The following is a 24,022-nucleotide window of genomic DNA, read 5'->3' as shown; positions in this document are numbered from 1 at the left end:
TGTCTTGTCAGGCAGACAGGCGAAAAAAAGCAGCGCTGTGCGCTGCCTTTCTACCTTTACTTCCTTTTTATTGGCCAGCCACCATCGGCGTGACGCCGCTCCTGGCCACCCACTCGATCAGCGCATCGACGGCCGCGCGGCCGTTGCCATTACCCACCAGGTCGCTATTGATCATGGCGACCACCACACATAGCTGGTTGTTGGCGTCGGGAACGTAGCCGGCGATGGCGACCACATTCTTTAACGTTCCCGTCTTGATGCGGGCGCGCGCGGCGGCCGGACTGTTCAACAGGCGCTTGCGCATGGTGCCATCGAGCGCCACGATGGGCAGGCTGGACTGGAACTCGGGCGCCCACGGACTTTGCTGCATCGCCTGCAAGACGCCAGCCATTTGCGCTGGCGTAATGCGCCCTGTGCGCGACAAACCGGAACCGTTGTCGACCAGCATGCCCTGGGTGTCGATATGGTGTCGCTGGAACCATTCCTGGATGACTAGCCGCGCGCGCGTGGCCGTGTCTTCCGGCGCCGCCATGGCCACGGGGCGACTGCCCAGCCAGCCATCGCTTTGCAAGCTGCCCAGGCTCAGGAACAGGGTGCGGGCCAGGGTGTTATCCGATGTCTTGTTGATATCGCGCAAGACTTCCGGCAAGGCGCGCGCCACATGGTCGGCCAGCATGCGCGTACCGACCGGTTCGGCCGTCGGCGGCAAGCCAGTTGCCGGCGCTTCGCGCACCGTGCCCGTGATCGTGCCGCCCAGGCGTTTCCAGGTGGCGCGGAACAAGCGGTCCGCATAATCGTTGCGATCAAGCACATTGATGCTGGTGGCCTTGCTGCAATTTTGCGGGAAGGTGCCGTGCAAGATCACCTGCAGCTTGCCGCTCGCATCGCGCCGGTATTCGGGCGGGCGCCAGCCATCTTCCCATCTGGCGCAACTGCCCTTGACCAGTTTCATGTCGCTCGTGATGCTGACGTTCTCGAGCGGCGGCTGCATCTGGAAGTTCAATTGCCGTTCCGTCGCACTGATGTTGATATCGATCAGATTGGTGTTCAGTAATAAGGCATCGGGAATGACGTTGTAGCGGAATTCGGCCGATTCATCGAACGGCGCTGCGCCGATATCGGGCCGGGCCGGCTGGAACAACTGGCGGTCGAGGATCAGGTCGCCCTTGATTTTCACGATGCCCTGGTTGCGCAGGGTTTGCAGCATGTGCGCCAGCACGTCCGCATTGAAATCCGTGTCGGCGCCGCCGCGCAGGATCAAGTCGCCCTTCAGCACGCCATTGATGACGTCGGCGCTGGTGCGCAACTCCGTGCGGCCGCGGAAGATGGGGCCCAGTTGCTCCAGGCCCACGGCCGTCGTCACCAGCTTCATGGTGGAGGCCGGTTGCATGCTGCGCTCGGCGCCATGCGACAGCACGGTGGTGTTGCCGCGCAAGACGATGGCGCCCATGGCGTCTTCGGGGATATTCGCGCTGCGCAGCAGCAGGCTGACGGATTCGGGCAATTGCGCGTGGGCAGTCGACAGGCCAAGACCCGCCAACAGCGCAGCCATCAGAACAGGACGTAACATGGTGCTCCTTAGTGGAAAAAGACGTAGGCGACAAAGACGGCCGTGATCACGCCGGCCAGATCGGCGATCAGGCCTGCCGTGATCGCATAGCGCGTCTTGCGGATGCCGACAGAACCGAAGTACAGGGCCACGATATAGAAGGTGGTGTCGGCCGAGCCCTGGAAGACGCAGGCCAGGCGGCCGACGAAGGAGTCGACGCCGTAGGTATTCATGGCGTCGATCATCATGGCTTTCGAGCCGGAGCCGCTGAGCGGCTTCATCATGGCCGTCGGCAGGGCCGGCACGAAGTCCGTATTGATGCCCAGGTTGGCGAAGAACCAGTTCATGCCGCTCATCAGGAAATTGAACACGCCCGCGTTGCGGATCACGCTGATGGCCACCAGCATGCCGACCAGGTAGGGAATCACGGTAATTGACGTCTGGATGCCGCCTTTCGCCCCCTCGATGAAGGCGTCATACACGTTCACCTTCTTGCGCAGGGCGCCGATGATGAAAATGGCGATGACGCTGATCAACACCAGGTTGCTGACCACCTTGGAGACCAGCTCGATTTCCTGCTTCGTCAGGTATTGCGTGAAGTACCAGATCATGGCGACGATGGCGCTCGTCATGCCGCCCATCCAGCCCAGCACGACCCGGTTGAGCAAGTTGATGCGTTGCTTGATGGACACCGTAATGATGCCGACCACGGTGGCCACATAGGTGGCGATCATGCAGGGGATAAAGATGTCGGATGGGTCGGCCGCGCCGAGGATGGAGCGCTGCGCCATGATGGCCAGTGGAATCAGGGTCAGGCCCGAGGTGTGCAGCACCAGAAACATGATTTGCGCATTCGTCGCCTCTTCCTTGTTCGGATTCAAGGTTTGCAGGCTTTCCATGGCTTTGAGACCGAACGGCGTGGCCGCATTGTCCAGGCCCAGCAGGTTGGCCGAGAAATTCATCACCATGTGGCCCGTCGCGGGATGGTCTTTCGGAATTTCCGGGAAGATACGCGAAAAGAACGGTGCGATGACTTTCGCCAGCCAGCCGACGATGCCCGCCTTTTCACCGATGTTCATGATGCCGAGCCACAAGGTCATCACGCCGGCCAGCGGCAGGGCGATATCCATCACGCCCATGCGCGCCGTCTCGAAGGTGCCGTCGATGATGCGTTTGAAGATATCGGTATCGCCGAGAAACAGCCACTGCAGCACTGCGGCCAGGAAGCCAACGAGGAAAAAGCCGGACCAGATGTAATTAAGTGCCATATGCGATCAGTTCTGTGTGTCGGGAGTGAAAAATGTCTGCAAACAAAGTATAGGGGCAGCCCGATACGAGTTGATGAAAGAATGCAGCAATCGCATGCCAAAAAGTTATAAGCTGGCAGCCTGTTTTCATTGGCGCCCCGTCGCTTGCCCGCGTAGTGTGGGGCATGCCTGTTGCTTACCGCTGTTCCTTACCTTTGTCTGCACTGGATCACTGATGATGTTTTTACGCAAAACCGCCTGCGCCGCCGGACTGGCCTTGTTGACGCTGTTCACTGTAGCTGCCCACGCCGCCACCGATGCCCGCGCGAATAAAACCTTGCACTTGTTTTTGAGTACCAGCGAGACGGGCCTGGACCCGGCCGTGGCGTCCGACCTGGCCAGCCTGAACTTGATGGAAAACATCTTCGATCCGCTGCTGCGCTATGACTACCTGGCGCGCCCGGTGCAGTTGCAGGGCAATACGGCGCGCGGCTTGCCCACCGTGGAAGATGGCGGACGCACGTATATTTTTCACTTGCAGCCAGGTATCTTCTTTACGCCCGATCCCGCCTTCAAGGGCCAGCCGCGCGAAGTGACGGCGCAGGATTATGTCTACAGCCTGACACGGCTGTATGACCCCACCCTGAAGTCGCCGTGGCTGTTCTTGCTGGAAGACAAGCTGGTGGGCGATGCGGCCCTGAAAACAAAATTCAGCTACGACACGCCGATCGCCGGCTTGCAGGCGCTGGACAAATACACCCTGCGCATCCGCCTGAACGGCGTCGACCCGAACTTCCTGTTTTACCTGGCCATGCCGGCGACAGCGGTGGTGGCGCGCGAAGTGGCTGAAGCGTACCCGGCGGCAGGACAGATCGGTAATCACCCCGTGGGCACGGGGCCGTTCCTCGTGAAGGAGTGGAAGCGCAGCGACAAGATCGTGCTGCAGGCCAATCCGACTTTCCGTCCCACCGTGTTCCATACGGAAACCAAGGCGCTGGCCGCCTTGCCGCCGGACGCGCGCGCCATCGCCACCGCACTGGAAGGCCAGCGTCTGCCCCTGGTCGGGCGCATCGAGGTGCGCATCGTTGAGGAATATCAATCGCGCATGCTGGGATTCTTGAAAGGCGAATTTGATTACTTGGAGCAAGTGCCCGAATCGATGACGGACATGGTGCTGGAAAATGGCGCGCTGAAGCCGGCGCTGGCCGCCAAGGGCTTGCAACTGACGCGCTTTCCCGTGCTGCAGACATATTACATGTGGATGAATATGGACGACCCCGTGCTGGGCGGCACGAGCAAGGACAAGCTGGCCCTGCGGCGCGCCATCGCCCTCAGCTACAACAGCCGCGAAGACATCGCGTTATTAAAAAAGGGGCTGGCCTTGCCGGCGCAATCGCCGCTGCCGCCGAATGTGCTCGGCTACGACAAGCAGTACCGCAGCCCCGTCGGCTACGATCCCGTGCTGGCGCGCGCCTTGCTGGAGCGCTTCGGCTACAAGGCAGGGCCCGATGGCTTCCGCACCCAGCCGGATGGCACGCCCCTGGTCTTGACCATGCATACGGAACCGAGCACGGTGGGACGCTTGCGCGATGAATTGTGGCGCCGCAACCTGAATGCCATCGGCGTGCGCGTGGAGTTTAAAAGCGACAAGAAGACGGAAATCATCAAGGCCTCGCGCCTGGGCAAGGTGCAGATGTTCGAGACCAACTGGATCGCCGACTTCCCCGATGGCGATAACTTTATGCAATTGTTGTACGGCGGCAACGTTGGCCGCGCCAACTATGCCCGCTTCAACTTGCCCGATTACAATAAACGCTATGAGGAGGCGCGCCTGCTATCCGATACGCCGCGCCGACGCAGTCTGTACTTCGACCTGTTTCAGCTGATCCACGCTTACACGCCGTGGGTGTTGCTGACGCATCCCATCTCTGCCGACCTGCAGCAACCGTGGCTAAAAAACTACAGGCGCCACCCCGTGGAATTCACGTCCTGGCGCTATCTGGACGTCGATATGCACAAGGGTAGCCCCGCAGGCAAGTGACCATGTCGCTGAAAAGGGCATTCATTCCAAAAAGTTATGGTTAGGAAAGCATTTTTCATTGGCTGGGGCCGGATGCATCGCGCTACTCTGAAAATGAAAACAAATAAAGTCATGCGCAAATGTCATAAAAAAATGTACTGCGAGACAGACAGTTGCGACGTGAAAAAAACAGCCTGACTTGAGAACTCAAGTTTCGATTGCCCAAATAAAGGAGAGACCCGTGAAATTGAAGAAGCTAGCGCAATTGGTGGCATTGATGGGGGTGGTGGGGCCAGTGATGGCACAGGAAGCGGCGGCGCCAGCAATGCAACGGGTCGAAGTCACGGGCAGCAGTATCAAACGCGTCGCCAAGGAAGGCGCGCTGCCGGTGCAAGTCATTTCGTTTGAACAGATCGAAAAGCAGGGCATCACGACAACCGAGCAACTGGTGCGCACCCTGTCGGCAAACGGCACGGGCGCCGATAACATGACTTCGGGCAATAACGTCTTTGGCGCCGATGCCGACCGTGTCAGCGGCGGCGCTTCGTTCGCCTCGCTGCGCGGCCTGGGACCGTCGAGCACCCTGGTGCTGTTGAACGGCCGCCGCATCGCCACGCACGGCGCCAGCGGCAAGTCGGTCGACCTGAACTCCATTCCGCTGGGCGCGATTTCGCGCGTGGAAATCCTCAAGGATGGCGCCTCGGCCATCTACGGCACGGATGCCATCGGCGGCGTGATCAATTTCATTCTGAAAACCAATTACAGCGGCGTGGAAGCGTCCGTTTCCACCAACGATACGCAGGCAGGCGGCGGCGCCACGCGCCGCGCTTCGCTGCTGGCCGGCACGGGCTCGCTGGAAAGCGATCGCTATAACATCATGGCCAGCCTGACTGTCGACAAGGCGCAGCGCCTGAACGGCAGCGACCGCTCCTTCGTCAACGGCTACCAGCCGGGCCGTGGCTTGTCGCCCGATACCACGGGCACGCCGTTTGCCAACCAAATGTCGGGGCCGGGCACGGCACTGCAAATCCCCAATCCTGATCCGAAAAAACCAGGGACGTTTATTGGCGGTTACACCTTGCCTGGCGACCCGACGGTGTATCTGCAAGCCAACCCCCTGAGCTTCCAGGGCAAGTGCGACAGCATCGCGGGCATGTCGCAGTACCAGACGGCACTGTGGAAAGACGTGACCTCACCACGCGGCACCACGCATTCGTGTGCGTATGACTACGGCGCCGACTATGTGCTGCAATTCCCTGTCGAACGGGCCAATCTGTTGTCGCGCGGCACCTTCCAGCTGGCGCCCGACCACCGCATGTTTGTTGAAGTGCTCGGTTCGCGCACCAAGGCCACGGCCATTTTGACGCCGATGCAGGTGCAGGCGACCGTTGCCAACAAGAATTTGTACCCGGTCGGCGGCGCGTATTACCAGGACCTGTCGGCCTACATCCCCACGTTTGACAATACCCAGCCGATTGCCTACAAATGGCGCGCCAATGAGATCGGTAACCGCACGCAGGAAAACACGACCGACAATGCCCGCGTGCTGGTGGGCTTTGAAGGCAACTTCGGCAAGTGGGATTACAAGGCGGGCATTTCGCGCGCCGAAAGCAGCACCAAGACCAAGCTGACGGATGGCTATTCCTACACGGACAAGCTGTACGCGGCATTGGCCAGCGGCATCATCAATCCATGGGTGGGCGCCGGCCAGAGCCAGACGGAAGCGGCCAAGCAATTGATCGAATCGACCAAGTTCCGGGGCGACTTCCAGCATGGCAAGACGACTCTGACGCAGATCGACGGTTCCGTTTCGGGCGAGCTGTTCCAGCTGCCGGCCGGTGCGCTGGCCGTGGCGGCCGGTTTTGATTTGCGCCGCGAAGGTTACAGCTTCGGGCAAGACGTCGACGCCATCCAGATCCTGCTGGCGCCAGGCAATGCCGCATTGAAAGATGCCAGCCGTACCGTCAAGGCCGTGTATGCCGAATTGCTGGTGCCGGTCACGAAGGACCTGGAAATGCAGCTGGCCGTCCGCCGTGACGATTACAGCCTGGTGGGCGCGACGACGAATCCGAAAGTGGCCTTCCGCTACCAGCCGACCGATTTCCTGCTGTTCCGTGGTTCGGCCAGCAAGGGTTTCCTCGCGCCAAGCTTCCAGCAACTGTATTCCGGTTCGCTGAGCCAGGAATTGCCGAACGGCGTGATCGATCAGGAAGGCTGCGCCAAGCATCCGGGCGTGACCGAATACTGCGCCATCGACCGCCTCGACTACAAGACGGGCGGCAATGTCAACCTGAAGCCGGAAACGTCGAAGCAGGGCAGCGTCGGTTTTGTCATCGAACCATTCAAGGGCTATTCGGCCTCGTTCGACTACTGGGCCATCAATACCAAGGATCGCATCCTGAACCGCACGCCGCAAATCGTGCTGACCAACTACCAGGCGCTGAACCAGTACATCCACCGCAATCCGGACGGTACCATCGAGTACGTGCAGGCGGGCTGGATCAATGCGGCAGGCAGCCGCGTGCGTGGCCTGGACGTGGGCTTGCGTGGCGAAGGCAAGGTCCGGGACGCGAAATGGACGGCGACCCTGGACGGCACGTATATGGACAGCTTCAAGTTTGCGGAATATCAAGGCCAGGAATACCAGGAACTGGTCGGCAAATTCTATACGCGCGATCTGTACCTGCGCTGGAAACACAACGCCAGCTTCGGCGTGTCGCGCGGCGATTGGAGCGGCTTGCTGATCCAGAGTTTTGCTTCCGGCTACAAGGATCAGGTGCCGAATGGCGGCAAGGGCGCGCCGCCGCCGGGCTTCAAGCCGGATGTGTCCAGCTACACCACGTATAACTTGTCGGGCACGTACACAGGCTTCAAAAATACGACGATTACCGTGGGCATCCAGAACCTGTTCGACCGCGATCCGCCTTTCACTGCGCACAACGTGGATGAAGTGGTGGGCGCCGGCTGGGACCCGCGCGTGGCCGATCCACGCGGCCGTTCGCTGTCGTTCCAGCTGAAGTACAAGTTCATGTAAGGCGGCCATGCCGGCGGTGATCCCGCTGGCATGCTAACCTCGTGCGGCGGCGCCTGGCGTCGCCGTTTTTTATTTCAGGAAAGGGCCGCATGTCCAGTCAGACCAATCTCAGCCGGCGCCGCTTCGGCGGCTTGCTGGCCGCCAGCTTCGGGGCGGCAGGCACACCGGCGTGGGCGGCGGCCACGCAAGGGAAGGGCAAACGCATGCAACAGCCACACGCATTGATCAAACCGGCGCGCCTGCGCGACGGCGACCTGGTCGCCATCATCGCACCGGGCGGCTTTACGGATGAGGAGTCCATTGCCAAGGCCCAGCGCAATATCGAATCGCTGGGACTGCGTTCCAGCCTGGGCGCGAATATTCGCGCCGTGCACGGCAACTATGCGGGCACGGTGCAGCAGCGCCTGGACGACCTGCACGCCGCGTTCCGCGACCCGGAAGTCAAGGCCATCTGGGCCATCCGCGGTGGCTCCGGCTGCATTTCGCTGCTGGCGCTGCTCGATTACGCCTTGATCCAGCGTAACCCGAAAGTGCTGATCGGCTATTCCGACATCACGGCCCTGCACCTGGCCATCGGCCGCCAGACGGGCCTGGTGACGTTCCACGGTCCCGTGGCCTCGTCCACGTTTTCCGACTACACGGTGACGCAGCTGCGCAACGTGCTGATGACACCGCAAGACAGCTACACGATCCCGATGGCGCTGGACAACCACCGCCGCGCGCAGACGCAGCCGAACTTCGCCATCCGCACCGTGCATGGCGGCCAGGCGACGGGACGCTTGACGGGCGGCAACCTGTGCCTGGTCAGCGCGCTGGCCGGCACGCCGTATGCGGCCGATTTCCGCGAGCACATCCTTTTCCTCGAAGAAATCAATGAAGTGCCTTACCGCATCGACCGCATGCTGTGTCAGCTCGACCTGTCCGTGGGGTTTTCCAAGGCGGCGGCGCTGATGCTGGGCATTTTCGAGCATTGCGAGGCGGCCGAGGGCGACACGGCGCTGACCCTGAATGACACCCTGGACCAGCATCTGCAGCCATTGACGGTGCCGGCCGTCAGCGGCTATTCGTTTGGCCACATTCGCCACCAGTTCACGATACCGATGGGCATCCTTGCCACTCTGGATGCGGACCGGCAAACCTTGACCTTGTTGGAGCCGGCCGTCTGCTAGCGCACGGTGCAGCAGGGTGATTGTCAGTATGCTAGTGTGATAAGGCGTGGCACGATGCCGCGCCGCCTTCTTCACCGCACCCGATATGATCAACCGCCACGCCAGTACCTACATCCTCAGCCACCCGCTGGCCTTCGTGCTGCAGGTGCTGAAGGCTTTTCGCGCCAACCAGGGCTTGCTGCTGGCGGGCGCCGTCGCGTATTACTCGCTGCTGTCCATCGTGCCCCTGCTGATGCTGGTGGTGGTGGCCCTGTCGCACGTGATCGCGCAGGATGAATTGCTGCAAACCATAGGTCATTACCTGGAATGGCTGGTGCCGGGGCAATCGAAGGCCATCGTGGCCGAGGTCGCGCATTTCCTCAACAATCGGGGCGTGATCGGCTGGCTGTTGCTGTTGACCATGCTGTTTTTCAGCTCGCTGGCGTTTACCGTGCTGGAAAACGCCATGAGCGTGATCTTTATTCACCGCGTGGCCATCCGCCGCCGCCATTTCCTCATTTCCGCCGTGCTGCCGTATTGCTACATCCTGTGCCTGGGCGTGGGGATCTTGCTGATCACCCTGGTGGCGGGCGGCCTGCAAGTGATGGGTGAGGAAAGCGTGCGCTTCCTGCGCCACGACTGGGGCCTGGAAGGCGTGTCCGGCGTGTTGCTGTATCTGCTGGGGCTGGCGGGCGAAATCCTCGTGCTCAGTTCGATTTACCTGGTCATGCCGGTGGGACGATTATCGATTACGCATGCGCTGATCGGCGGCGTGACGGCGGCCTTGCTGTGGGAAATCGCCCGTCACGTGCTGGTCTGGTATTTCTCCACCTTGTCGCAGGTCAATGTTGTGTATGGTTCGATGACGACAGCCATCGTCGTCATGTTCAGCCTGGAAATCGGCGCCACTTTGCTGCTGCTGGGCGCGCAAGTGATTTCCGAGTACGAAAGGGTGGCGCGTGGCGGGCAAGAGGACAAGCCGCTGGCGCTAAGGACTTGATTTTAAATATTTATTGCACCGCACAAAAAATCTGTGATATACTCCGTTCAGTGATTGAGATTTGGCAGCAAATCATCTCACCATCCAGTTTCAGCGCGGCGACCGACAGGTGTAATGTCGATGGCGTGACAGTGCGAAGAAATGGATTTTGTAATTCCGGATACGATGGTCGATTTACACTTGGAGTCACCATGCAGATAGCATGGGAGTCCGAAAATCAGGAGGCACTTTGCAGATAGCACTGGCGTCCATGACACGATTAAAGCATTGGTAATACATTGGAACGAAGCCCGCGCTAGCGGGCTTTTTTTTCGTCTGGTGGGCGCGTTTATAAACCTACTGCGCAGCCCGCTACGGTTTCTAAAAGCGCTGAGACCGCTACTTCTAGATATTTTTACAAGGCTCTGGCGATAAGAATTTTCTGAATATCGCTGGTCCCCTCGTAAATCTGGCACACGCGCACGTCGCGGTAGATGCGCTCGACGGGGAAATCGGACACATAACCGTAGCCGCCGTGCACCTGGATGGCGTCCGAGCACACTTTTTCCGCCATTTCCGACGCAAACAGCTTGGCCATGGCCGCTTCCTTCAGGCACGGCAAGCCCGCATCTTTCATCGATGCTGCGTGGCGGATCAGCTGGCGCGCTGCTTCGATCTGCGTGGCCATGTCGGCCAGGCGGAATTGCACGGCCTGGTGTTCATAGATGGGTTTGCCGAAGCTTTCGCGCTCGCGTGCGTACTGCAGGGCCGCTTCATACGCGGCGCGCGCCATGCCCACGGCTTGCGACGCGATGCCGATGCGTCCGCCTTCCAGGCCGGACAGGGCGATCTTGTAGCCTTGTCCTTCTTCGCCGATTAAATTTTCCGCCGGGATGCGGCAATTGTCGAACAGGATTTGCGCCGTGTCCGACGAATGCTGGCCCATTTTCTGTTCCAGTCCCGCCACGATGTAGCCTGGCGTGTTCGTCGGTACCCAGAAGGCGCTGATGCCACGCTTGCCGGCCGCCTTGTCGGTGACGGCCATGACGATGGCCACGTCCGCATACTTGCCGCTGGTAATGAACTGCTTGGTGCCGTTGAGTACGTATTCATTGCCGTCGAGCGTGGCCGTCGTGCGCAGGGCCGAGGCGTCGCTGCCCGTGTGCGGTTCCGTCAGGCAAAACGCGCCAAGCATCGTGCCTTGCGCCAGCGGGCGCAGCCATTGTTCCTTTTGCGCGTCGTTGGCATACATCATGGCGATGCTGCACACGGGGCAATTATTCACGGAAATGATGGTCGACGTGCCGCCATCACCGGCGGCAATTTCTTCCAGCACCAGGGCCAGCGACACGTAATCGAGGCCGGCGCCACCGAGCGCTTCCGGCACGGCCACGCCAAAGGCGCCCAGCGCGGCCAGTTCCTGCAATTCTTCTTTCGGGAAATGATGGTCCTTGTCCCAGCGGGCCGCGTTGGGGGCCAGGCGCTCGCGCGAAAAACTGCGCAGCGCTTCCTGGATCATTGATTGTTCTTCATTGAGTATCATGGGACGTCGTCTCGTATTTTTTATAGTGGATGCGGGAATTACCAGGCGATCGGCTTGCCATCGTAGTTGCGGAACACGGCCTTGTCCGTGGCCGGCAGGCTGGCCAGGGTGGCGCGGATGCCGGCAGCGCTTTGCTCGGGTGAAATATCGGCGCCAGCGCCGCCCATGTCCGTGCGCACCCAGCCCGGGTGGAAGGCGACGCAGCTGGCGCCTTGCGGGCCATGCACGAGAGCCGTGTCGATCAGCACGGAATTCAGGGCCGCCTTGCTGGCGCGGTACAGCGAACCGCTGGGGTTGCTCCGTTCGCTCAGGGAGCCCATGTGCGAGGACAGCACGGCCAGTTTGCCTTTGGCATTCGCCACCAGCGGCGCCAGGAGCGGCAGCAGCCGCATGGCCGCCAGCACGTTCGTGTGCATGACGGCATCGAAATCTTCTTGCGTGGGGCTACCGTCGTGACGGGGGCCGTACACGCCCGCGTTGAGAATGGCCACGTCGAGCTTTTCATCGTCGAGCTTCCAGCCCAGGCCGGCACAGCCTTCCACATCCGTCACGTCGAGCTGGTGCGCTTCCGCGCCCAGTTGCGCGAGGGCGTCGCAAGCGTCTTGCGTGCGCGCCGTGGCAATCACCCGCCAGCCATCGTGGCGGTATTGGCGGACGATTTCGTGGCCGATGCCGCGCGAGGCGCCGATGATCAATGCGGTAGGCATGTCTTTTCTCCCTGGGTGAAATCAATGAAAAGGCGCGCAGCGAACGTGACCACGCCGCGCGCGCCTGTCGTCAACAGCGCAGCTTATACCAGTTCGATCGCCATCGCCGTCGCTTCGCCGCCGCCGATGCACAGCGCTGCCACGCCGCGCTTGCCGCCGGTTTTCTTCAGGGCGCCCAGCAGGGTGACGATGATGCGCGCGCCCGAGGCGCCGATCGGGTGGCCCAGCGCGCACGCGCCGCCGTGGATGTTGATCTTGCTGTGCGGAATGTCGAGATCGTGCATGGCGGCCATCGGCACGGCGGCGAACGCTTCATTGATCTCGAACAAGTCGACATTGCTGCTGCTCCAGCCCGTCTTGGCGTACAGCTTCTTGATGGCGCCGATGGGCGCCGTGGTGAATTCGTTCGGCGCCTGCGCGTGCGTGGCGTGGCCGTGGATTTTCGCGATGACGGTGCAACCGAGTTTTTTCGCCGTCGATTCGCGCATCAGCACGAGGGCGGCCGCGCCATCGTTGATCGACGACGACGAGGCGGCCGTGATGGTGCCATCCTTCTTGAACGCCGCTTTCAAGGTCGGGATTTTTTCCAGGCGGGCCTTTTGCGGGCCTTCATCGATGCTGACGATGGTGTCGCCGCCGCGGCCGGAAACGGTCACGGGCACGATTTCCCATTCGAAACTGCCATCTTTGGTGGCTGCTTGCGCGCGTTTCACGGATTCGATGGCAAACGCATCCTGCGCTTCGCGCGTGAACTGGTACTGGCTGGCGCACTCTTCGGCAAACGTGCCCATCGAGCGGGCATTGCCCTTTTCATCGCGGCTGTAGGCGTCTTCCAGACCATCCATCATCATGTGGTCATAGATCATGCCGTGGCCGATGCGGTAGCCGCCGCGCGCCTTCGGTACCAGGTAGGGGGCGTTGGTCATCGATTCCATGCCGCCCGCCACCACCACGTCGGCGCTGCCGGCCAGCAAGGTGTCATGCGCGAACATGGTCGTCTGCATGGCCGAGCCGCACATTTTCGACAGGGTCACGGCACCCGTGGAATCGGGCAAGCCGGCCTTGCGCAAGGCCTGGCGCGCGGGCGCCTGGCCTTGGCCAGCCATCAGGCAATTGCCGAAATACACGTGTTCAACGGCATCCGGCGCCACGCCGGCCCGTTCGACGGCGGCGCGGATGGCCACGGCGCCCAGGTCGCTGGCGGTGACGTTGGCAAAGTCGCCCTGGAAGGCCCCCATGGGGGTGCGCGCGGCACCGACGATTACGACTGGATCATTCATGTTGGATCTCCGGTTAAAGGTGGGGATGGTGACTGCATACAAAAACGCAGGTGCTGCGGATAAGGGAAGACGTCCTCGATATGGCCGTCTTCGATGCGCTGCTTGCGCGCCTGCCAATATTGCGCCGTCAGCAGGTCGGCATGGTGCTGCATGAAATAGCGGCGGATGCGGGGATTGCCCAGCAGGAAGGTGCCGAATTGTTCGGGAAATACATCGTGCTTGCCGATGGGATACCACGGTTCGGCCGACATTTCTTCTTCCTCCGTGCGGGCTTGCGGGATGACGCGGAACTGGCAATCGGTGATGTACTCGATTTCATCGTAATCGTAAAAAACGACACGCTGATGACGGGTCACGCCAAAGTTTTTATACAGCATGTCGCCGGGAAAAATATTCGCCGCCACCAATTCCTTGATGGCGTTGCCGTACTCGACGATGGCGTGTTCGACCAGGTCATCGCGGCCTTCCTTCTCGGCATTGCTCAGCCACATGTTCAGCGGCACCATGCGCCGCTCGATGTACAGGTGGCGGATGATGATCTGCTCGTGGTCTTCTTCGATCAGCGAAGGGGCGAACTGTTTCAACTCGGCCAGCAGTTCTTCGGCAAAACGGGCGCGGGGAAAGGCCACGTTGGAATACTCGAGCGTGTCGGCCATGCGCCCCACCCGGTCGTGGTGTTTCACCAGCAAATACTTTTGCTGGACTTGCGCGCGCGTGGTTTCCTTGGGGGGCGGAAAGAAATCCTTGATGACCTTGAAGACATACGGAAACGAGGGCAGGGCAAACACCAGCATCACCAGGCCACGGATGCCGGGCGCGCTTTCAAAGTGGTCCGACGAATGTTTCAGGTGCTGCAGGTAGTCGCGGTAAAACAAGGTCTTGCCCTGTTTCTGCAAGCCCAATATCGTATAGATTTCGCTGCGCGGTTTGCGCGGCAGCAAACTGCGCAGGAATTGCACATAGGCCGACGGCACTTCCATATCGACCAGGAAATACGCGCGCGTAAATGAAAACAGCACGGCGATCTGCTGCTGCTCGAACAGCACCGTGTCGAGCACAAGCTTGCCGTGACGGTTGTGCAGGATCGGCACGACAAACGGGTATTCGCGGTTGCCGTTGATGCCCTTGCCGACCAGATAGGCGCCCTTGTTGCGGTAAAACAAGCTGGTCAGGACCTGGATCTGGTGGTTCGGTTCGAGCCGGTCGCCGCCGAACAGCTGTTGCAGCCGCGCTTCCACTTGGGCCACGTCACGCTCGAGGTTGGCAAAGGCGCAGTTCAGCTGGAAGTTGCTCACCATGCGCGTCAAGGTGTGGCGCAAGCCATCCTTGCCCGGGTAATACACGCGGTAGGTGGGGGCCGGATCTTGCGTTTCGATGTATTCCGTGGAAACGACGGGACGCACGAAAATATAGTCGTTATTGAAATATGTGCGGTGCAGGATGTTGCAGCAGACGGAATTGAAGAAGGTTTCCGCCAGTTCCGGCTGCTTGTGCTCCGTCAGCATGCCGATGTAATGCAACTTCAGTTCGCGCCACACTTCATCGCTCAACTCCGACTCTTCGTACTCATCTTCGAGCATCTGCACGCATTCCTGCACACGCTTGTCATAAAAGTCGATGCGTTCGCGGGCCGCCGTCTGCGCCGCGGCCCAGGCGCCTTGCTCGAAATACTGCTTGGCTTGCCGGCTGGTTTCGCGGAACAAACGGTAATGCTTGTCGAAGCCGTCGCGGATGGTGCGCGCGATATCGAATGCAATCTGGGAAGAGAGCAATTTGGGGAAGGCAATGTGCGTCATAGTTGTGCTCGCATGAATGGCTCATCACCCAGTCGATCGTCGCGCGCCCGTGCTTACTTGGTTTCCGCAAACAGTTCGCGGCCTATCAGCATGCGGCGGATTTCGCTGGTCCCGGCGCCGATTTCATACAGCTTGGCATCGCGCCACAGACGGCCGGCCGGATACTCGTTGATGTAGCCGTTGCCGCCCAGGGCCTGGATCGCTTCGCCCGCCATCCAGGTCGCTTTCTCTGCACTATACAGAATGGCGCCGGCCGCATCCTTGCGCAACTGGCGCACGGCTTCCGGCGTGGTGGCGCGGTCGCAGGCCTGACCCACGGCGTAGACATAGGCCTTGCACGCCATCATGGTCGAATACATATCGGCCAGCTTACCTTGCATCAATTGGAATTCGCCGATGGGCTGGCCGAATTGCTTGCGGTCATGCACGTAAGGCACGACCAGGTCCATGCAGGCCTGCATGATGCCCAGCGGGCCGCCGGACAGCACGGTGCGCTCGAAATCGAGGCCCGACATCAGCACGTTGACGCCCTTGCCCAGGCCGCCCAGCACGTTTTCGGCCGGCACTTCGCAATCCTGGAACACCAGTTCGCCCGTGTGCGAACCGCGCATGCCCAGCTTGTCGAGCTTTTGCGCGATGGAGAAGCCCTTGAAATTCTTTTCGATCAGGAACGCCGTCATGCCGCGCGGACCCGCTTCCAGGTCGTTTTTCGCGTACACCACCAGCACGTCCGCGTCGGGGCCGTTGGTGATCCACATCTTGGTGCCGTTCAAGACCCAGCGGTCGCCCTTGAAGTCGGCGCGCAGCTTCATGCTGACGACGTCCGAGCCCGCGTTCGGCTCCGACATGGCCAGGGCGCCGATGTGCTCGCCCGTGATCAGTTTCGGCAAGTACTTGGCTTTTTGCTCGGCCGTGCCGTTGCGCTTGATCTGGTTCACGCACAGGTTCGAGTGGGCGCCGTAGGACAGGCCGACGGAAGCCGAGGCGCGCGAGATCTCTTCCATGGCGATGATGTGCGCCAGGTAACCCATGCCGGCGCCGCCGTACTCTTCGCTGACGGTGATGCCGAGCAAGCCCATGTCGCCCATTTTGCGCCACAGGTCCATGGGGAACTGGTCCGTGCGGTCGATTTCGGCCGCGCGCGGCGCGATTTCGGCGGCGGCGAATTGTTGGATCGCTTCGCGCAGGGAGGCGATGTCGTCGCCGTGGTCAAAGGTCAAGCCTGGGAGATGGAGCATGTCGTCCTCGTCGTCGTTATAAGTGTGGCGGTCATGGATGCCGGGTCAGTGAAGCTATGATACTCAGTTGTGACGTTTACGTAAACGTCAACCGATGCACGGCAGCGGTCTGCTGCTCGCGCCTTTAGTTTGTTTGCGCCTTATCAAGGTTCGAGTCCGCCAGCATGCGCGCGCAAGCGTCTTCATGCGCGCTGATTTCCGCCAGCGCCATTTCGATATCGATGCGCTGCTGTTCCAAGGTCTGCCGGTGCTGCGCCAGCACGCCCAGGAAGCGGTCCATCTGCGCGCGCGTGTCCTTCGGCGATTCGTACATGTCGACCAGGCTCTTGATTTCCGACAGCGCCAGGCCCAGGCGCTTGCCGCGCAGGGTCAGCTTCAGGCGGGTGCGGTCGCGCGGCGTGTAGACGCGGCTGCGCCCGCCGGCACCTTCGCGTTTCGGACTGAGCAAGCCCTGGTCTTCATAGAAGCGGATGGCGCGCGCCGTGATGTCGAATTCCCGCGCCAGTTCGGTAATGGTATAGGTCGTCATGGGTGCGGGCGGTATCGGTTGCATGGGTGGTCGGTCACTGGATGGGTGCTGCGAGGCAATGGATGGCAAAGTGCCGTTTACGTCAACGTCAATACTATTGTAGCGTGCCCTGCCCGTGCTGCAACAAAGAAAAAAGAGAGGCTGGACAGGGAAATTTGGCGAATAAGGCAACAGTTACTGAAAATAAATTGATTCTTCTTGCGCAAACGCGCTTAAGATCGAGAGTTGGTGGCCAAGATGACACCAAAAAGAGCTTTCCTGGCATAACAGCGACATTCTTTTCGCTGCGATGGCAGTAAAATTTTCAGGCGCAGATTCTTTCCAGCCGGCACGATCAAAAAACAACGTTTCACTATGAGCACGCTGTTTGTATCGTTTCCATGTTGGAAACAAAATGGCCCTTCTGAAAACTTTGTCTATAAGAAATTGTATGACATGGGCATTGCGCGCATCGGTAGAGGAGGGCATTATCCGATACCGTACGTTGTAATGCCAAACCGAGGCTTTGAATCGTGCTGCAGTGCGAAAATCAAGGCTAGCCGCGAATTTGACCCGAAGCCACGCAGAATCGCAAGAGAAAATTCGGCCCACTTTTTGACTTGAAAAGCTCGGCCGGAGTGTTAATTGTTAATTGATACTCTTTTCAAATGTAACAATCTGTATGGTCATTCAAGAAACTGACTTTCATGTTACAACATGAAATAGTACACCTATGAATTCTTCTAACGAACGCGAAAGCTTCAGCCAGCGACTTCAGTTGGCTCTCAAAAACGCCCATTATTCTCCAGACAGCCCGACCAGACTGGCCCGGGAATTCAATATCCGTTTCGACGGGCGCCCGATTACCGTGCATGCAGCTAGGAAATGGTTAGTAGGTGAAGCAATTCCGACGCAAGAGAAATTGCGCATGATTGCCCAATGGTTGGGCGTTCCGGCGGAATGGTTGCGTTTTGGCGGCCCGGAAAGCGCCACGCCGAATGGTGAAGCGGGCAGCGCTTTGTCGCGTTTTGAGTCCGCCGATGTGAAATTAATTGCCGATTTGCAAAGATTAGATGAACATCATCGTCAAATCGCGCGAGAATTTATTCGCATGCTGGTAAGAGTCAACTACCAAAAGTAAGCATTCAGGCCCTCCCCGGCCGGCACCGTCCGCTTTTCGCTGACGGTGCTCCCCCTGTCCTTTTATTTGCGCAAGGTCATACTGGAGACATGATTTTGCCGCACAATAAGACCTCGCATGTTGCGCTGCAGCGGAATTATTTGACAATAATCCCGCACGCAGCGGCGCAGCGGCCAATACCAGCGCATAATCACATCAGAAGCAGCCAGTTCATCCACTACGGAGCCGAGCATTTGAGCCGTCTTATGAAAAGTAACTACAGCAATACCGCGCAGCTGAAGGACTTGATGACCGTGCCCCCCATGACTGCCGCGCAACATGCGGAAGTGATGCGCAAACGGATCGCCCACCGCAGGATGGTTGAAGAAGCCAGGGATTTGAAGCAGGCAAGTGCCACGCAGTTCGACAAGAGATGAGGGATGCCTGACCAAAGCTACTGCGCGTCGCGCTTTGCGGCCGGCGATGCTCACCAGCTCGGCGCCCCCGTACTAAAGCACGGTTGCGCTTCTTGGCCACAAGGGGGCGCCGAGCCTCGCTGCCGCTCGCTACGCTTTTGTCAGGCATCGTGACGCCAGAGTTACATCGTGACGCCAACTAGAGGATAGGGGTGTCGCTTGCAGACTTGAGACCATTCCACCGCGGCGCCAGGCTGTGCTCGATGCCGAGCAGGTCGATGACGCGCGCCACCGTATGGTCGACCATTTCCGCGATGCTTTGCGGGTGGTGGTAGAAGCTCGGTAAGGGCGGGAAGATGATGCCGCCCATTTCGGTCACGGCTGTCATATTGCGCAGGTGCGCCAAGTTGAACGGCGTTTCGCGCACCATCAAAATCAGGCGGCGGCGCTCCTTGAGCACCACGTCGGCTGCCCGCGTGATCAAATTATCCGACAGGCCATGCGCCACGGCCGCCAGGGTCCTCATCGAGCACGGTGCGACGACCATGCCATCCGATTGAAACGAGCCGCTGGCGATAGAGGCGCCGATGTCGCGCAGCTTGTGCACCACGTGCGCCTGCGCTTCGATGTCCTTGCGCCCCACGCCCGTTTCCTGGTGCAGGGTCAGTACGGCCGCATCCGACAAGACCAGATGCGTCTCGACGCCGGGGATGGCGCCGAGTAATTGCAGCAGCCGCAAGCCATACACGGCGCCCGTGGCGCCCGTGATGGCCACGACGATACGGCGCGGCCGCTGCGTTTGGCTATCAGGCATCCAGCAGGGACTTCAGTTCGCCCGATTCAAACATTTCATTCATGATATCGGAACCACCGATGAACTCGCCTTTGACATACAGCTGCGGAATGGTTGGCCAGTTCGAGTAATCCTTGATGCCCTGGCGCACTTCCGGGTCATCCAGCACGTTGACGGTGGCGATGTTTTCCACGCCGCACGCCTTCAGGATCTGAATGGCGCGGCCGGAAAAGCCGCACTGCGGGAACTGGGCCGTGCCCTTCATGAACAGCACGACTGGCGTGCTCGTCACGGTTTCTTTGATCCAGGTTTGTACGTCGCTCATAGCTGCCTCTGATGGGTAAATAAATAGATGCCGTCATTTTATAAGAAAACGACGGCACGGGTATGCGCTCAAGTCATAAATTGGGCAAGTCAGCCACGTTGGGGCTTATAAGGTCTTGCCCAGGCAGGTCGATTGTGCCGCGCTCACGTATTTGCCCCAAGCAATGACTGGTGCATAGCCGTGTTTGGCATAAAACGCCACGGCGCGGGTATTCGCCACGCGGGTGGACAGGTGCAGAGCCTGGTAGCCGTGCCGGCGCGCCTGCGCCTCCACATGGGCCAGCAGGGCCGCGCCCACGCCCAAGCCACCCTGGCCGGGGCGCGCATACATGCGCTTGAGTTCGCCTATGGCGCTGTCCGGCTCGCCCAGCGGCCGCAGGGCGGCGCAGCCCAGCAGTTCTCCAGCCGCATCGCGGGCCAGATAAAAACCGCCGCGCGGCGTTGCCGCCTCGACATCGAAGGAAGAACGGCCGCTGTCGCCATTGATGCGCAGCAATGCTACCGACAATTCGTCGAGCAGCAGCTGCGCCTCCACGCTGGCGGCGTCCACCGCCAGGATGACGAGGTCATGCCTGGCGGCCATGGACTTAGCCGCGCAGCTTGGCGAACGCGGCGGCCATGCTGCCGGCCGGCTCGGGCGCGTTGCGCGATTGCGACTGGTGCTGCGCCATGCTGCGGCGGTCGTTGCGGTCGCCCTTTTGCTCCGGCTTGCTGCCCGCCTGCGGCGCACTGTCCGTCAAACGCATGGTCAGCGCGATGCGCTTGCGCTTTTCATCGACTTCCAGCACCTTGACGCGCACGACCTGGCCAGCTTTCACCACCGTGTGCGGATCTTTGACAAAGGTGTTCGACAGGGCCGAGATGTGCACAAGGCCATCCTGGTGAACGCCGATATCGACGAAGGCGCCAAAGGCGGCCACGTTGGTGACCACGCCCTCGAGTATCATGTCCGGGCGCAAGTCGCGGATCTCTTCCACGCCTTCCTTGAAGGTGGCGGTGGTGAATTCAGGACGCGGATCGCGGCCCGGCTTTTCCAGTTCCTTCAAGATGTCGGAAATGGTCGGCACGCCGAACGTTTCATCCGCATATTTTGCCGGGCTGAGGGTTTTCAGCAGGGCCGTTTCGCCGATGACGGCCTTGATATCCTTCTTGATATCGGCCAGGATCTTTTCCACCAGCGGGTACGATTCCGGGTGGACAGCCGAGGCGTCCAGCGGATTGTCGCCGCCCATCACGCGCAAAAAGCCGGCTGCCTGTTCGTACGTCTTTTCGCCCAGGCGCGGCACGGCTTTCAAGGCCGCGCGCGAGGTGAACGCGCCCTTCATGTCGCGGTAGGTGACGATGCTTTGCGCCACGCTGGCCGACAGGCCGGACACGCGCGCCAGCAGGGGAGCGGACGCCGTATTGACGTCCACGCCGACGGCGTTCACGCAATCTTCCACCACGGCATCGAGCGAGCGGGCCAGCTGGCTTTGACTCACGTCATGCTGGTACTGGCCCACGCCGATCGATTTCGGGTCAATTTTCACCAGTTCGGCCAGCGGGTCTTGCAGACGGCGCGCGATGGAGACGGCGCCGCGCAGGGACACGTCCATGTCCGGCAATTCTTTCGACGCGAATTCGGACGCCGAATACACCGACGCGCCCGCTTCCGAGACAACGATCTTCGTCATCTTCGCTTCCGGGTGCTGCTTGATCAGGTCCTGCGCCAGTTTGTCCGTTTCGCGCGAGGCGGTGCCGTTGCCGATGGAAATGAGCGACACATTGTGCTTGGCGGCCAGGCGGCCCAGCGTATGCAGCGAACCATCCCAGTCGTTCTTCGGCTGGTGCGGGTAGATCACGGCCGTGTCGACCACTTTACCGGTGGCGTCAACCACGGCCACTTTCACGCCCGTGCGCAAGCCAGGATCGAGGCCCATGGTGGCGCGCTGGCCGGCCGGCGCGGCCAGCAGCAGCGCTTTCAAATTGGTGGCGAAGACGTTGATGGCGTCGAGTTCCGAGCGTTCGCGCAACGCGCCCATCAGTTCCGTTTCCAGGTGCATGAAGCTTTTCACGCGCCAGGTCCAGCGCGCCGTGTCCGCCAGCCATTTGTCGGCCGGGCGGCCTTGTTGCTTGATGCCGAAGCGGGCGGCGATGCGGCCTTCGCACGGGTTATGCGGCGCATCCCATTTCGGTTTTTCCGCTTCCGTGTCCAGGCGCAGAGTGACGTCGAGGATACCCTCGCGGCGGCCGCGCAGCAGCGCCAGCGCGCGGTGCGAGGGGACTGTGGAAATGGTTTCCGAGTATGCGAAATAATCGGCGAATTTTTCGCCTTCGTCCTGCTTGCCTTCCACCACTTTCGATTCGACGATGCCGTGTTCCTGCACGTATTCGCGCAAGGTTTGCAGCAGGGTCGCGTCTTCGGCGAAGCGCTCCATCAAAATCTGACGCGCGCCGTCGAGGGCCGCCTTGGTGTCCGCCACGCCAGGATTATTCCCGTCGGCACTGGTAAACGCGTCGCGCAGGAACTTGCCCGCTTCCATTTCCGGCGTCAGTTCCGGATTGTCCAGCAAGCCGTCGGCCAGCGGCATCAGGCCCGCTTCGATGGCGATCTGCGCCTTCGTGCGGCGCTTCTGTTTGTACGGCAAGTACAAATCTTCGAGGCGCGTTTTGTCTTCCGCGTGCATGACGGCGTCCAGCAGCTCGGGCGTCATCTTGTTCTGTTCCGTGATCGAGGCCACGATGGCGGCGCGCCGCTCTTCCAGCTCGCGCAGGTAGCGCAAGCGCTCTTCGAGCAGGCGCAGCTGGATATCGTCGAGGCCGCCGGTCGCTTCCTTGCGGTAACGGGCGATGAAGGGCACGGTGGCGCCTTCGTCGAGCAGTTCGATGGCGGCGGCAACCTGCACCGGTTTGGCGGCAAGTTCAAGGGCAAGACGTTGTTCGATAGTGGGCAGCATGGTTGTTTCCAGAGCGATCAAGCCTGGAATGATACGCAATCGGCGCGATTGCGCAATCTTGACAGCGCAAATGGACTGTGCGTTGACAACAAGGTCAGCGGGCCGGCAGCAGCGGGCTGGCGGGCACGGGAGTTGGCGGCCTCTGCGGTACAACGGATTTGCCAAAGGCATTGCCCATGCGGTGTTCGAGGGCAGCGCGGTTGTACAGGCCCAGCTGGTTCGACGGGCGCTGCATGACTGCTTCCGCACCGGACAGGGCAGGCGGCGGCCGGTTCATGGTGTTGCTATTAGGCAATAATTTTTCATTCAAGCAAGACATCGATGGCGCCCGTTGGCCATTGGCTTCCACTTCCACGCAAGCCTTCTGCGGCGCGGCGGCCTTCACGACGACGGTGTGCTCGTCCGCCTGCGCAGGCAGGGCGGCGCAGGCCAGCAGCAACAGTGAGAACAGGCGTGCCATGGCGGCCTCCGGAGCGGTGGATGAGGCGTTCAGCATAGCAAGGCCATGTGTCGCGGCGATGACACAGGCGGGGATGCGGGCTGGCGCCATGTCATGCAGTTGTCATTTTATGAAGCTACCATCTTGCCATTCTGCAGACAACATTGCAGTCAAGACACTTCATGAGCAGGATTTTTCGTTGCTTCCCCTGGAAAATGACACTAAGCCACCGCCGCGCCGCAAGGGGCAATGCCCTGTCCGCCTGCTTGCTGATGACATTGATGACCTTGATGACATTCGTGCGGCCGGCTGCGGGCGCGGACGGTGCTGACGCCGGCGCGCACGCACCCCTGCGCTTCGACTTGCCCGCCCAGCCGCTCGATGCGGCCCTGGTGGCGTTTGGCGAAGTGACCGGGTATTCCGTGCTCGTCAGCAGCCAGCTGGCGGCCGGCAGGGTGGCAGCGCCCGTGCGCGGTGATTACACGCCGGCCGAAGCGCTGCAGCGCCTGCTGGCAGGCACCCAGCTGGGCGCGCGCTTCAGCGGCAGCAATGCGTTTACCTTGCTGCCGCTGGCCGACGCGCCCGTGGCGCCGGCGTCTGTGCCGGCCGAAGTGACCCCCGCCAGCGCACCATTGCAAGGCTATGCGGCCATCCTGCAGCGTTCGCTCACGCGCGCCCTGTGCCGCTTGCATCCGGAAGCCTTTGGCCGCTACCGCCTGGCGTTCCAGCTGTGGCTTGACGAGCGGGGCAAGGTGCGCGCCGTGCATGTGCTGGAACCAAGTGGCGTGGAACAGCGCGACCGCGCCGTGCTGCAGCGCCTGCGCAGCCTGCTGATCGATGGCGCGCCGCCGGCGGGCTTGCCGCAGCCGCTGACGATTTTACTGACGCCACGGCCCGATCCCGATGCCGATTGCGCGCCCTACCTCGTGGCCGGAGCGCCCTGAG

General features: G+C 60.8%; 21 protein-coding genes. 6 read left to right on the top strand and 15 right to left on the bottom strand.

Features of this window, described 5'->3' with window-relative positions; all coding sequences use genetic code 11:
- Window positions 1–67: 67 nt before the first annotated feature.
- On the bottom strand, window positions 68–1,570 hold the full coding sequence (dacB, locus tag AC3IQ7_RS00810) for a D-alanyl-D-alanine carboxypeptidase/D-alanyl-D-alanine endopeptidase (protein WP_489208093.1): 1,503 nt from the start codon (window positions 1,568–1,570) through the stop codon (window positions 68–70).
- 8 nt (window positions 1,571–1,578) lie between these two features.
- Window positions 1,579–2,817 (bottom strand): nucleoside recognition domain-containing protein, encoded by a 1,239-nt coding sequence (locus AC3IQ7_RS00805; protein WP_035823177.1) that lies wholly within the window; start codon window positions 2,815–2,817, stop codon window positions 1,579–1,581.
- A 217-nt stretch (window positions 2,818–3,034) separates the two neighbouring features.
- Between AC3IQ7_RS00805 and AC3IQ7_RS00800 the strand changes: the two genes are divergently transcribed.
- The 4 genes from AC3IQ7_RS00800 to AC3IQ7_RS00785 all read left to right on the top strand — a co-directional run bounded on the left by AC3IQ7_RS00800 (window position 3,035) and on the right by AC3IQ7_RS00785 (window position 9,998).
- A complete protein-coding gene (locus AC3IQ7_RS00800; protein WP_489210566.1) occupies window positions 3,035–4,837 on the top strand; it encodes an ABC transporter substrate-binding protein in 1,803 nt (600 codons plus the stop codon).
- A gap of 220 nt (window positions 4,838–5,057) precedes the next feature.
- A complete protein-coding gene (locus AC3IQ7_RS00795) occupies window positions 5,058–7,850 on the top strand; it encodes a TonB-dependent receptor (RefSeq protein WP_489208092.1) in 2,793 nt (930 codons plus the stop codon).
- A gap of 89 nt (window positions 7,851–7,939) precedes the next feature.
- The gene (locus AC3IQ7_RS00790) at window positions 7,940–9,019 is read left to right on the top strand and encodes a S66 peptidase family protein (RefSeq protein ID WP_322429310.1); all 1,080 of its coding nucleotides are present in this window, start codon (window positions 7,940–7,942) and stop codon (window positions 9,017–9,019) included.
- Between the two features lie 85 nt (window positions 9,020–9,104).
- Window positions 9,105–9,998, top strand: coding sequence for a YihY/virulence factor BrkB family protein (locus AC3IQ7_RS00785; protein WP_489210565.1), 894 nt, complete (start codon window positions 9,105–9,107; stop codon window positions 9,996–9,998).
- 394 nt (window positions 9,999–10,392) lie between these two features.
- Here AC3IQ7_RS00785 and AC3IQ7_RS00780 read toward each other — a convergent pair whose 3' ends face one another.
- From AC3IQ7_RS00780 to AC3IQ7_RS00750, 7 genes are all read right to left on the bottom strand, one after another.
- The gene (locus tag AC3IQ7_RS00780) at window positions 10,393–11,520 is read right to left on the bottom strand and encodes an acyl-CoA dehydrogenase family protein (protein ID WP_489208090.1); all 1,128 of its coding nucleotides are present in this window, start codon (window positions 11,518–11,520) and stop codon (window positions 10,393–10,395) included.
- A 38-nt stretch (window positions 11,521–11,558) separates the two neighbouring features.
- Window positions 11,559–12,227, bottom strand: a complete 669-nt coding sequence (locus tag AC3IQ7_RS00775; RefSeq protein WP_489208089.1) for an SDR family oxidoreductase — start codon at window positions 12,225–12,227, stop codon at window positions 11,559–11,561.
- Window positions 12,228–12,310: 83 nt separating this feature from the next.
- Window positions 12,311–13,507: an acetyl-CoA C-acyltransferase gene (locus tag AC3IQ7_RS00770; protein ID WP_489208088.1), complete on the bottom strand. Its 1,197-nt coding sequence runs from the start codon at window positions 13,505–13,507 to the stop codon at window positions 12,311–12,313.
- A complete protein-coding gene (aceK, locus tag AC3IQ7_RS00765) occupies window positions 13,504–15,303 on the bottom strand; it encodes a bifunctional isocitrate dehydrogenase kinase/phosphatase (protein WP_489208087.1) in 1,800 nt (599 codons plus the stop codon). Before aceK ends, AC3IQ7_RS00770 begins: the two co-directional genes overlap by 4 nt.
- Before the next feature lie 53 nt (window positions 15,304–15,356).
- A complete protein-coding gene (locus AC3IQ7_RS00760; protein WP_070260712.1) occupies window positions 15,357–16,541 on the bottom strand; it encodes an isovaleryl-CoA dehydrogenase in 1,185 nt (394 codons plus the stop codon).
- Between the two features lie 124 nt (window positions 16,542–16,665).
- Window positions 16,666–17,070 (bottom strand): MerR family transcriptional regulator, encoded by a 405-nt coding sequence (locus AC3IQ7_RS00755; RefSeq protein WP_099379188.1) that lies wholly within the window; start codon window positions 17,068–17,070, stop codon window positions 16,666–16,668.
- A gap of 174 nt (window positions 17,071–17,244) precedes the next feature.
- On the bottom strand, window positions 17,245–17,538 hold the full coding sequence (locus tag AC3IQ7_RS00750) for a hypothetical protein (protein ID WP_158301276.1): 294 nt from the start codon (window positions 17,536–17,538) through the stop codon (window positions 17,245–17,247).
- Between the two features lie 244 nt (window positions 17,539–17,782).
- Here AC3IQ7_RS00750 and AC3IQ7_RS00745 point away from each other — a divergent pair, with 244 nt between their 5' ends.
- The gene (locus AC3IQ7_RS00745) at window positions 17,783–18,190 is read left to right on the top strand and encodes a hypothetical protein (RefSeq protein ID WP_034753756.1); all 408 of its coding nucleotides are present in this window, start codon (window positions 17,783–17,785) and stop codon (window positions 18,188–18,190) included.
- 62 nt (window positions 18,191–18,252) lie between these two features.
- Here the strand turns inward: AC3IQ7_RS00745 and AC3IQ7_RS00740 are convergent, their stop codons facing one another.
- The 6 genes from AC3IQ7_RS00740 to AC3IQ7_RS00715 all read right to left on the bottom strand — a co-directional run bounded on the left by AC3IQ7_RS00740 (window position 18,253) and on the right by AC3IQ7_RS00715 (window position 23,098).
- Complete coding sequence (locus AC3IQ7_RS00740) at window positions 18,253–18,660, bottom strand: hypothetical protein (protein WP_489210572.1); 408 nt, start codon at window positions 18,658–18,660, stop codon at window positions 18,253–18,255.
- Window positions 18,661–18,784: 124 nt separating this feature from the next.
- Window positions 18,785–19,399, bottom strand: coding sequence for a UbiX family flavin prenyltransferase (locus AC3IQ7_RS00735; protein WP_099379189.1), 615 nt, complete (start codon window positions 19,397–19,399; stop codon window positions 18,785–18,787).
- A complete protein-coding gene (gene grxD / locus AC3IQ7_RS00730) occupies window positions 19,392–19,703 on the bottom strand; it encodes a Grx4 family monothiol glutaredoxin (protein ID WP_010402157.1) in 312 nt (103 codons plus the stop codon). The genes AC3IQ7_RS00735 and grxD overlap by 8 nt, the downstream gene beginning before the upstream one ends.
- A 105-nt stretch (window positions 19,704–19,808) precedes the next feature.
- Window positions 19,809–20,285, bottom strand: a complete 477-nt coding sequence (locus AC3IQ7_RS00725) for a GNAT family N-acetyltransferase (protein WP_489208086.1) — start codon at window positions 20,283–20,285, stop codon at window positions 19,809–19,811.
- A 4-nt stretch (window positions 20,286–20,289) separates the two neighbouring features.
- Window positions 20,290–22,638, bottom strand: a complete 2,349-nt coding sequence (locus tag AC3IQ7_RS00720) for a Tex family protein (RefSeq protein WP_489208085.1) — start codon at window positions 22,636–22,638, stop codon at window positions 20,290–20,292.
- Between the two features lie 94 nt (window positions 22,639–22,732).
- Window positions 22,733–23,098 carry a hypothetical protein gene (locus tag AC3IQ7_RS00715; RefSeq protein WP_158301277.1) on the bottom strand — a complete coding sequence of 122 codons (366 nt, stop codon included), beginning with the start codon at window positions 23,096–23,098 and terminating at the stop codon, window positions 22,733–22,735.
- Between the two features lie 260 nt (window positions 23,099–23,358).
- On the opposite strand from AC3IQ7_RS00715, the gene AC3IQ7_RS00710 reads away from it, so the two are divergent.
- Window positions 23,359–24,021, top strand: coding sequence for a secretin and TonB N-terminal domain-containing protein (locus AC3IQ7_RS00710; RefSeq protein WP_489208084.1), 663 nt, complete (start codon window positions 23,359–23,361; stop codon window positions 24,019–24,021).
- Window position 24,022 lies beyond the last annotated feature (1 nt).

This window comes from Janthinobacterium sp. GL_088, from assembly GCF_057837845.1.
The sequence above is the reverse complement of the archived record's forward strand: the minus strand, read 5'-3'. Positions and strand labels throughout refer to the sequence as shown.